The sequence below is a fragment of the Leucothrix arctica genome (assembly GCF_003172895.1).
Classification (GTDB): Bacteria; Pseudomonadota; Gammaproteobacteria; order Thiotrichales; family Thiotrichaceae; genus Leucothrix; species Leucothrix arctica.
The window spans coordinates 38,811-49,436 of sequence record NZ_QGKL01000007.1 but is presented as its reverse complement, the minus strand read 5'-3'; the positions used below and the strand labels follow the sequence as shown (position 1 = coordinate 49,436).

The following is a 10,626-nucleotide window of genomic DNA, read 5'->3' as shown; positions in this document are numbered from 1 at the left end:
CGCTCTCAAACAAGCAGAGATTTCAGTATCCTTAAGCAATGGTGAAATGATCGCCACAGATACTGCAAAAATCGTTTTAATGAATGACAAGCTTATCAACTTAATTGACGTGCTAGATTTAGCTAAACAACTTCAGAAAACCCACCGTAAAACGTTGTTATCCGGTGTCATACCAACAGTAGGAATTATTGGTGGTGTGTTTGTCTTTAATATTAGTGTGTCAATTGCCATTGTTGGTTACATGTCAGGTGTTGGTCTTAGTTTAGGTTACGCTGTATCACCATTATTTACAGAAAAAAGGCGTAATAAAAAGGCTATCAAGAAACTTAAGGAAAAATATAGATAATATGTTTAGCCGAACGGGATACCCACGCTCAATCAGGTGGTCAGGAATCTGGCGATACTGGGTGGTTTTCTGGGGCGAAAGGGCGATGGTGAGCCCGGCGCTAAAGGTATCTTGATCGGCTACTCACGAGTGCTGGACTGCAGTGGCCAGTAGTGAATGGGCAGATGAATGAGTTGTGTATAAGAAGGTGCGTTAAATGAGGCTAATTATAATGTGTTCCAGCAAGAACTGTCGGAAGAGTTTGAATCAGTTATTGTAAACATTAAAGGTTGGCTAGAGCAGTATGTTGATGATACTTGAATGGCGATTGCAAGTTGATAATCATTGTCAACTGTAAGCGAGTTAAGTTGTAAGTTAGATGCTTTCTTTGTTTGTGGAGTAACAAAGGTTACTCCCCACTGGTTCAATACTTTTCTATATAGGTAAAAACTTTGAAGAGAAGTACTTAAACCTTCCCCCCAAGCTTTGATAGCCGCCTCTTTTAATGTCCAGTAGACGAAAAATAGATCTTCTTTTTCCGCGTGTGTTATACCCCTAAGTACTTCATTTCTTTCTATGCTATGGAAACAAGAATGACTCATTTCTTTGAAGTTGTTAATAGGTCTTTTTAGTTCAACATCAATGCCAATATCGTGCGTGTGACTGACTGCGCATACAATCATGCCTTGCGTGTGGGAGAGGTTGAAAAAAATTTTTTGGGAAAGAGCGTTGCTAATAAAGGGCTTACCAAAATAGTTGTAATCATAGCGCCATGCTGACAAGGGGGAAGGGACATAATAGCTAAGCACCTTGCGAAGAAAATAATGAGCGGCTAAATAAAGCTCGCGGTGTTCATCAAACCGAAAAGCATTCGCTTGTATTTGCTCCTTGCGGCTAAGAATAGCGGTATTGTATGGCTGAATTGAGTCTGAGTAGGCCCAATGAATAGCTGCCGTACTCTTCATCGTAGATTATGCTGCTGACATATGTCTTTTAGTAAACGGAGCACATCCTGTTTGTGAGGCTCCAGAAAAAAGTGCCCTCCAGAGAATAAAATGGTCTTAACAGGTAGTGTACTTTGATCCTTCCAGCCCACTATGTACTCTGGTTTAACGATACGATCATCTTGACCACATAGCATAGTAATTGGGCAGTTTAAAGGGGGCTCTTGTGTGTACTGGTAAGTTTCAAATAATTTGAAATCAGCACGTAAAACAGGTATGAAAATAGCCATAAACTCGGGGTTTGATAGGATTGCTTCAGGTGTTCCTCCATATTCCCTCATGCGTTGTATCAACGTTTTGTCATCTAGATTGTGAAGCTCAGCATTGGGGTTGGGCATGGACGGTGAGCGAAATGCTGAAAGAACGAGATGCTTAGGTGTAGGTGCTCCTCTTCGGCGTAATTCACGACATAATTCGAAAGCGATTAGGGCGCCTAAACTGTGACCAAAAAATACGCACTCTTTGTCTGGTAATAGCTGTATCTCAGTCGCGAGTTCTTGAATAAGATCTTTTAAATCAATTATTAATTTTTCTTTGTAGCGGCTTTCTCTTCCTGGCAGTTGTACACCTAAAAGCTCAATACCTTGTTGTTCTAGTTGCTTAGCCCAACGTTGGTAAACCACGGGGCCTGCCCCAGAAAATGGGAACGCAAAAATACGGACACTCTTATTAATGGGGAGACCATAGTTAGTGAACCATGGCGAAGAGATTTTAGCTTCAGACATTGATTAAATACTATTTTATGAAGGGGGGGTAAATTGATTAATAGCCTAATTTCATAAAGCTAATAAATATATGTTAATAAACATTTCTTAACAAAATTCTGCGATTTACCCACGATATATAGAGCAATGATAGGTCGTTGGTAAATGTTAAGAAATGTTAATTTTCATTGCTGCGAGGCACCTCCCTTTATTACTCTAATTGCTATTTTTCACTATATCATCCTCATTTTTTTGAGGAAACATGACAGGGTTCACTAAATGAAAAGACGTGATTTTTTAAAGTTCACAGGGGCAACGGTACCAACGGTTTCCTTGATAGGGTGCCATGATGACAACGGAGTTCATGCGACAGAGAATGCTAATAATATTCCGGAAATGAATCGTGTCTATGTGAATGAAAATGCACCGTATTATATGAGTGTTGAGAGAAACTCAGTAGCAGGAATGGTTCAAGGTATTCCCTTAGATTACCGTACGTTTAATGGTAATTTTCCTCCGGAAACACTGGTCGCTAAGCCGGGTGATACGATGAAAATCACCTTTGTGAATAATCTTGAAGCGTCAGCAGAGGATCATTTTCATCCTGCGGATATCAATATTCCTCATGGCTTCAATAACGCAAATTTGCATACGCATGGTTTAAATGTTTCTCCGAGAGGTATTGAAGATAACGTGCTTCATGTGGTGCATCCCGGTGAGACAATCGAACATGAAATCACTATTCCTGAGGATCACCCATCAGGAACCTTCTGGTATCACCCACATAAGCACGGTTCTGCGTTGCACCAGATGGCCAGTGGAATGTGTGGTTTCTTAATCATTGAAGGCGGAAAGGATGACCTTAATGAGATCCCTGAAATTGCCGCTGCACGTGATGTTGAGTTAGCGTTTCATGAGCTTATTGTTGGGATTAATGCAAGTAATTATGGAACGGTTCCTAATGAAGGTACTCCCGGTGTTGATCTCACTCGGCCTATTGACTTTACTAAGCCTGAAGCTTATGAGCGTAACCCGATATACAGCTTATTCGCCCAAGAAGCTTATATGCAGTATACCTTAAACGGTAAAGCCGTTGATGAAGGTGTCGAACGGGATGCTAACGGATTGGCGATTTCAGGGACGGCGACTCCGCCACAGATTGATATGGTTCCCGGTGAACTTCAACGGTGGCGTTTAGGCATGCTATGTCATTTGCAGACGTACCGATTTAAGTTGGTCAATGCAAATGATCCAACCAATGAAGATCATATTCCGCTTCGTGTTGCTGCGTGGGATGGTATTACTGCTGATGAAATTAGTGAGCATGAAGAGCTAATAACGGGCCCAGGTAATCGTTTAGACTTGCTGATTAAGGCGCCAACTGAGCCTGGCACTTACCAACTGAAAATGCTTTATGACCAATTTGGTGCTGATGGTAATGGAACGAATGTTAATGAATTCCCAATTTTTAATGATGACTTTACCGAAATCTTATTCTGGTTACCTGCATTTACTACCCCTTCTGTTGGTGCGACTGAACTCGTCATCTTAGAAGTGAATATTGCTGGTGATGTGAATGATATGCCATTACCTACGTCATTGAATCCCCCTTCAGATAGGTTGCCACCGATTGAACATGTATCTAGGAACCGCACCATAGAGTTTAAGGTTGAAGGCCAGGTGAGTGCTAACTTTTCTGGAGTTGAGGGTGATGTCGCTCTGATTGATAACAGAAAATTCACCATCAACAGCACTCCGTTTAATGCCGCTCGTATTAATGAAACAATGCTATTGGGCGATACTGAAGAGTGGACAATTACTAATGTCCATACCGGCCCTCTGCAGTTCAACCAAATCAATCACCCGTTCCATATTCATGTTAATTGGTTCCACTTAAAAGAAGTTCATGAGCCGATCAGAGATGAGAATGGCGATCATGTTTTGGATGACAATGGCGATCCAACGTTTGATATCCATTATCCGAATTATTGGGCAGATACTATTGATGTACCTCATGGTGGTAAAGCTGTGATTCGACATCGTTTTGAGAAGTTCACCGGAATATTCCCAATGCATTGCCACGTCATTGCACATGAAGATGAAGGCATGATGCATCTGTGTGAAGTGGTCGATGGTTCTCCTGTTACTAGCAGCATTGTGGCTTCTGTGGGTGGCTCCGTTAATTGTAATGCACAAACGTCGAATGATGTAGACGCTGAAAGCCGTTTGCGCATCGAGTTTGCTGCGGGTAGTTTAAGTGCAGATGCAACGGTTGAGTATCAATTTGAGCTACAGCCCGTTGAGCTTGTTGACGTAGGTATGGCGGTACTTGAACGTTCGTTTTACTTGGAATCATCAGAGCCGTTAACCGATAAGGGTGTCGCTAGAGTAACCGTGCACTATGCTCAGGCGCTTACGCGGGGTAATGACTATGACACGAGCACCGTTGCTTTGTATTCATGGGATGAAAGTAATGGCGTGTGGACGACGGATGGTATTACTGTCGACACGCTAGCTGAGGATAGCGGTATCTTGGTCTGCACTATCGATAAAGATGCATTGGAGAATAAGTCCTTTACTGTCATGGCTACTGAGTTGACGGGACCAACTAACCCTTATGTAAACTTAGCGGTAAACGACACAACACATGAGGTGTTGGTGGGGAGTACGACTGATAGTACTCATAGTCACTAATTAGCCTCGGTTGTTCAAAGTAGGTCACTACCATAGATACCCTTATCTATGGTAGTGACCTTTGATGAATTCTAGTCATTTATTAGAGAAAACTATGCAAAAAGGAATGAGTCGGCTCCAATTTATGCAAGGTGAGTGGGATGTTGAAGCCCATATCATGGGGGATAATGGTCAGTGGGCTGCAACCCCCATTCCCAAAGAGACTGCTATTTATCCTATCTTTGAAGGCACTGCCCACCGCGAAACGATGAAAATTGCTTACGGTGATATGGTTGTGAGCCTTTTTTTTTCTTGGTCTTATGATCAATATCGTCAGGTATATCGAATGATATCCTGTGATGATCAAAGCGGTCTGATGTCAGTGCTTGAGGGTAACTTTATTGAAGGTACTGATACGGTCGTCATTGATGATGTGAGAGCAGGTACTTCCATGGTTGAAGCTGAAGGAGAAGCGTCATTCTCTCAATTGTCCTCCAGTAAAACCAGCGAAGACAGCTTTACTGACATTCTATCGGAATCTTATGATAAGGGTCACACATGGAACCCTATCTTCAGAGCGGTTCACACTCGTAAGAAATTATCTAAAAATAACTAGGAATAGACACTATGGAACCTACTGTTTATCGCATTGCTTTGGCTGGTCTTGGGAATGTTGGCGGATCACTGTTATCAATATTGCATCAGGAATCTGAAAGCTTACAGACTCGTTATGGAGTGAAATTTAAGCTGACGGGTGTGGCTGAGTTGGGTGGTGGGGCCATTAATGATGAAGGTTTAGATCTAGGGTTACTACTAAACACTTTATCGGCTAAAAGCAAGGTGTCTACATTGCCCGATATCGGCCGCCCAGGTATGCAAGCGAGTGAGCTATTAGCATTAGCTAAACCCGATTTTCTATTGGAAGCGACACCTGTTAATTTGAAAGATGCCGAGCCTAGTCTGAGTAACATACGAGCAGCGCTCAATGCGAGTGTTCATGTTGTTCTAGCGAATAAAGGGCCGGCGGCTGTGGCGTTTAATGAGTTGGCAGAAATCAGTGATATGGGTAAAGGCTGGGGTAAAAACTTCGGCGACTTAGCGGAAGCTATTCATACTGAGATCCGGCCAAAATTACGTTTTAGCGCCTGTGTAGCTGGGTCATTGCCTGCGATTAATTTAGGCTGGCGGGATTTAGCAGGTTGCCAAATTACTCGCTTGGAAGCCGTGTTTAATGGGACGACACAATACATTATTCGCGCGATGGAAGATGGTCAAAGTTATGATAGTGCGTTAGCAGATGCTCAACGGCGTGGCATTGCTGAAACGGATCCATCGTTAGATGTGGATGGCTGGGATGCAGCAGCTAAATTAGTCATTGCTGCTAATTCAGTGCTGGGTCAGTCCACACAGTTAAGCGATGTGGATAGACAAGGTATTCGTGACCTAACCTTGAAGGACCTTCAAGAAGCCTCGAATAATGGTTTACGAATGGTTCCTGTAGCCACAGCGGTATTGGTTGACGGTGCATATCAATTATCAGTACGACCAACGCCTTTACCATTAGATCACCCATTATCACGTCTAACACCTGATGAAATGGGAGTGGTCTATTATTCACGTGATGTGGATAGGTTATCGGCTGCCAGTTCTGAGCCAGGCCCTGAGCCAGCCGCCGCTGCTATGTTGCGAGATATGTTAGACATTATTCGTAGCCAATCCATTCACTGACTAGAGTCTGAATAATTATGACGAATATAACCAGAAATTTAAGCGTCTTGCCGGATTACTTTGCCGTTTGCCAACTAACCGCTGACGCGGATATTCCGCAATGGGGAATGCCTAGAAAAGCCAGTTTTTTTGCAGTGACACAAACATTGGAAGAGCTATCGCTTATTTGCCCGCAACAGTGCATTCCTGAAGGTGCTCATGAGACGATTTTGATCGACCGCGATTGGCGTTGCTTGAAGTTAGAAGGTCCCTTTGCGCTAGATGAACCTGGTGTGATGGTCTCGATCGTGAAGCCACTTTCTGACGCGGGCATTAGTGTTTTTGCCGAAGCGACTTATAATACGGATTATTTGATTGTAAATAAGCTGGGTAAAGCAATAGAGGTGTTGGAAGCACTAGGTCACCATATTATTAATACCGAATGATGAACGCGTTATCAATTTAGCGCTGGTGTCTTTTATATAAAAAAACCCGCTGTGTTTTCACACTCAGCGGGTTTTTTTTTAGACTAATCTACTCTACTTTGGGTTAAGGCATTGTACTGCTGCCTGTTGCGCCACCCCATGGTTTAATGAAGCTCCAACCTGCTTCTCCGACTGCTGCAACCGTTACATTTGGCATGGACTTACGGAAGGCGTCTAGTGCTTCTGGACTTAGACCTTCTTGAGCAATGCGAATGGTCGTCAGGCTTGTGATTTCAGCAAGGTCTTTCAATCCAGCATCCGTGAGACCAGTTCCAAACAAGTTCATCTCTTGCAATCCATTAAGGACTGACTTATTGGCTTTAATGAAGGCATCATCAATCTGTGGCCCATAGAAATAAAGCTCTTGGAAGAGTGCGAGTCCTTCTTTCACCGCAGCCAAACCTTCGGAGGTTGCTTGACCAGCATCCAGCGCGAGAGAGTGAACATTACTATAGTTTTTAAGACTTTTAAGTCCTTCAGCAGTGACGGCACTTCCCGCTAGGTCATAGCAGTGCATGCGATCAAACTTACTCATCATAGCAACGGCGTTATCCGTGATAGACGTCCCGCGAAGCTCCATAGTATGAATCTTTGGCAGGTGCTGGAGAAGCTCAATACTTTTATCCGTAATGCCAGTCACATTACTTGCACCTAGAATATTCAAGCCCTTCATTGTTTGAATAATGCTAGCGGCCTCATCAGTCACAGCTGTTTCAGCAAACTTCAGAATACGCAATGAGGTTAAGCCTTTTAATGACTCAAAACCTTTGCTGGTAATGCCTGTGCTTTCCATGGTGAGTTCAAGCAAGTTGTGCAGCTTACCGATACTGGTCATGCCGGCATCTGTGATCTTCGTCCCATCAAGATTGAGTCCAAGTACGGGTAGGGTGCTCAAGTGAACAAGCCCTTTATCACTAATCGCGGTACCAGATAAGTCTAATTCCCATAGTTGAGGGAAGCCTGCTAAAAACGCAAGCCCTTTGTCATCAACTGCAGTATTGGCGAGTGTCAGTTTCTGTAGTGCCGTGAGAGTGTTAAGCGATTCTAGGCCTACACTGGTAATCCCTGTGTATTTAAGGTCCAAATCACTTAGACGGGTCAACGTTGCTAACGATGCTAGGCCTGCATCACTAATTTGCGTACCGTCAAGAAAAAGGTGCTTGAGGAATATTTTGTTGCTAAGCGTCGTTAAGCCTTTATCTGTAATGGCAGTAAAGCCTAAATCTAACTCTTTTAAGTTGGTTAGGCCTGATAGTGTGTCGAGACCTGCATCACTGATTTGCGTACGTTGTAAGCTGAGGCGATGTAAAGCCGTTAAGTCTTTAAAGTGAGCCGTTGCTGCATCTGTCACAGCCGTGTAGTTAAGGCTTAGCTCACGCAGTTGAGTCATCCCTTTAACTACGGCTAGTCCTGCATCACTGATCAACGTGCCATCCAGACCCAATAACTGCAAATGTGGCATTGCTTCCAGTACGGCAAGGCCTTTATCGGTGATTTGTGTATGTCCAAGCTCCAACTCACGTAATTGCTTGAAATTTTTCAGCGACTCCATGCCTTTGTCAGTAATGTCAGTAGTGTAGAGTGATAAGCGACTCAAGTTAGGCAAACCTTTGAGTTGCTCTAGGCCCGCATCCGTAATTTTATTTCCACGGAAGTAATGGCGATACACTCGTTGAATACGGCTTTGACCGAAACCAAGCGCTTCAAGCTGAGGCATTGTTTTTAGCGTTGCCAGACTTTTGTCGGTTACTCGGGTGCCGTGAAGCTCCAGAGATTTAAGGTTGGGCAAGTTGGTTAAGCTTTCGACGCCTTTGTCTGTAACCGGGAAGCCATTCACTTTAATCGTGGTTAATTCTGTTTGAGTTTGTAGCCACTCCAACACATCATCTGGCATAGGGCCAATAGTGAATAAGTCCCCCGTCATTTCAATCGACTCTATACTTTGAATCGTACTGATTTTTTTCAGTTGCTCATCACTGATTCTGAGCTCCGGTAAATGAACCTCCAAAATTTGACGACCTAAGCCATGTTCTCCTTCATGTTTAACCACCACGCTGCCATTGAGGCTAGTGATTCGTTCAATCATTTTATCTGTCGTAGAATCGTGATCGCTTTCATTTTTTGCGTGACTAACTGAGAGCACGCTGTAGCAAACAAGAAGCAAAAAAAACCTTTTGCCAAAGGTCATTATGGGAAGAAGCATAGTGTTTATCCAAGTTATGTATGTATAAATCAGATTATTGAATTCTCGTTAAAGAGTAATGTTTTCTTAACACTTCTTAACACTTGGAGCCGTGTTAGATACTTCTTAAGGTGTGGGTATGAATCTTGTTTTGTGTAAATTTTTGTTAACTTTGGTGTCTTGCCAAATGCGCTTTCATTAAAATTGTAGGGATTGTAATTTCATTATCGGAGGCTTTTTGAAAGCGATGAACAACACATATAAAAAGATGATTACCGCTGGTGTACTAATTAGTTCAGCAGTATTTACTACACAGGCAATGGCTCAGGCATATGCCACAATAGAAGTATCCAGTAATAAAATGGGGCGTGGAGTGACCGTCTCTGATGATGGCCCTAGTGTGACAGGTAATTTACGTAAGAATTTTGCGAGTGGTTTTTACGTCGGTGTTCTTGGTGCCAATGTTCATCTACCTCCTGCTGAATATACTGAACAGACTTATGAAGTCGACGTATACGGTGGTTATACGGGTGAAACAGCCAATGGTATTCGCTATGACATGGGGTATATGTACTATGCATTTCCTGCTGCTGACGATGACCTAAGTGGTACAGACTATTCCGAAGTGTATGGTGTGATAGGCTACAAAGGATTTGACTTTGAAATCGACTATACCCTCGATAAAAAGGATAACGATGGCTCCGATGACAATGAGCACGACGCTTATTATCTGTTGAGCTATAACGGTAAGACTGCGCGAGGTATCGGATATGGTTTTGCAGCCGGTTATGTCGACTCTCAAAGTAATGCGAGCTATACCCATTATCAAGCGTCTATCAGTAAAGATGGATTTAAGTTTGCTTTGGATGATAATGATATTGAAGATTTTGGCTTAGGTGATCCACGTGTGAGTGTTACATGGACTAAGCATTTCGGTTTTTAAAGTCGGTTTTTCTTGAAGTCGTTCCTTGTATTACAGAGGGAACGACTTTTTTTCATCACTTTTTTGTTGAGTGATCAGATGTTCGGTGACTGATTAGTGGTTGTTTATTTGGTAATGCGATGGCATTTTCCCTTAGTGACCTTTTCTGTAATAGCGGCCTCAGTGAATTACCAATTCCCGCAAATAGTGTGGCCAATGTAACGCCCATGCCTGCCACAACTCCCCAGTGGAACAACATAATACCGGGTCTATCACAACAAAGAACTATCTTGATCGCACCCGTCAGAGGCACCAAAAAGTGATTCTGGACTTATCTTTAAGTAAACGAAAGGATTCCCAAAATGAAGAAACTAATGTCACTTATTATTCTATCTGCCGCACTAATCTCTATTTCCAGCCAAGCTTATTCAAAAGAACTATTAATCTGTCAGCAAGAAGGCTATAGCAGCACAGTCCAATGTACAGGCGAAAAAGAAGACTTACAACTCGATATTTACAAATTGGTTAAACAAGGCTGGTCAATAGTATCTGTTGTTCCTGCGATGTGGCATTCAGGGGGTAAAGAAATTAGGATTGTTAGGATTTTTTTAGTAAAATAACCCT

10 protein-coding genes and 1 pseudogene are annotated in these 10,626 nt (G+C 42.8%); 8 read left to right on the top strand and 3 right to left on the bottom strand.

Features of this window, described 5'->3' with window-relative positions; all coding sequences use genetic code 11:
• Nucleotides 1–346: hypothetical protein (locus DKT75_RS01580; RefSeq protein WP_158278775.1), on the top strand; the 346-nt coding region annotated here is incomplete at its 5' end.
• A 21-nt stretch (nt 347–367) separates the two neighbouring features.
• Nucleotides 368–499, top strand: a pseudogene (locus DKT75_RS22340) (IS4 family transposase); the annotation flags it as partial.
• A gap of 53 nt (nt 500–552) precedes the next feature.
• Here DKT75_RS22340 and DKT75_RS01570 read toward each other — a convergent pair.
• Both DKT75_RS01570 and DKT75_RS01565 read right to left on the bottom strand, forming a co-directional pair.
• Entirely contained in the window at nt 553–1,290 is a 738-nt protein-coding gene (locus DKT75_RS01570) for a 4'-phosphopantetheinyl transferase family protein (RefSeq protein ID WP_109821688.1), read from the bottom strand.
• On the bottom strand, nt 1,287–2,054 hold the full coding sequence (locus DKT75_RS01565; protein ID WP_109821687.1) for a thioesterase II family protein: 768 nt from the start codon (nt 2,052–2,054) through the stop codon (nt 1,287–1,289). The genes DKT75_RS01570 and DKT75_RS01565 overlap by 4 nt, the downstream gene beginning before the upstream one ends.
• Before the next feature lie 258 nt (nt 2,055–2,312).
• On the opposite strand from DKT75_RS01565, the gene DKT75_RS01560 reads away from it, so the two are divergent.
• The 4 genes from DKT75_RS01560 to DKT75_RS01545 all read left to right on the top strand — a co-directional run bounded on the left by DKT75_RS01560 (nt 2,313) and on the right by DKT75_RS01545 (nt 6,859).
• Entirely contained in the window at nt 2,313–4,727 is a 2,415-nt protein-coding gene (locus tag DKT75_RS01560) for a multicopper oxidase family protein (RefSeq protein WP_109821686.1), read from the top strand.
• Between the two features lie 94 nt (nt 4,728–4,821).
• Nucleotides 4,822–5,322 (top strand): hypothetical protein, encoded by a 501-nt coding sequence (locus DKT75_RS01555; RefSeq protein ID WP_146201302.1) that lies wholly within the window; start codon nt 4,822–4,824, stop codon nt 5,320–5,322.
• 11 nt (nt 5,323–5,333) lie between these two features.
• The gene (locus tag DKT75_RS01550; protein WP_109821684.1) at nt 5,334–6,434 is read left to right on the top strand and encodes a homoserine dehydrogenase; all 1,101 of its coding nucleotides are present in this window, start codon (nt 5,334–5,336) and stop codon (nt 6,432–6,434) included.
• A 17-nt stretch (nt 6,435–6,451) separates the two neighbouring features.
• Nucleotides 6,452–6,859 (top strand): ACT domain-containing protein, encoded by a 408-nt coding sequence (locus DKT75_RS01545; RefSeq protein ID WP_109821683.1) that lies wholly within the window; start codon nt 6,452–6,454, stop codon nt 6,857–6,859.
• Nucleotides 6,860–6,962: 103 nt separating this feature from the next.
• Here DKT75_RS01545 and DKT75_RS01540 read toward each other — a convergent pair whose 3' ends face one another.
• Nucleotides 6,963–8,984: a leucine-rich repeat domain-containing protein gene (locus tag DKT75_RS01540; protein WP_158278774.1), complete on the bottom strand. Its 2,022-nt coding sequence runs from the start codon at nt 8,982–8,984 to the stop codon at nt 6,963–6,965.
• 343 nt (nt 8,985–9,327) lie between these two features.
• Between DKT75_RS01540 and DKT75_RS01535 the strand changes: the two genes are divergently transcribed.
• Together DKT75_RS01535 and DKT75_RS01530 are read left to right on the top strand one after the other, a co-directional pair.
• Entirely contained in the window at nt 9,328–10,023 is a 696-nt protein-coding gene (locus DKT75_RS01535; protein ID WP_146201301.1) for a TorF family putative porin, read from the top strand.
• Between the two features lie 341 nt (nt 10,024–10,364).
• Nucleotides 10,365–10,622 (top strand): hypothetical protein, encoded by a 258-nt coding sequence (locus DKT75_RS01530; protein ID WP_109821680.1) that lies wholly within the window; start codon nt 10,365–10,367, stop codon nt 10,620–10,622.
• Nucleotides 10,623–10,626: the final 4 nt, after the last annotated feature.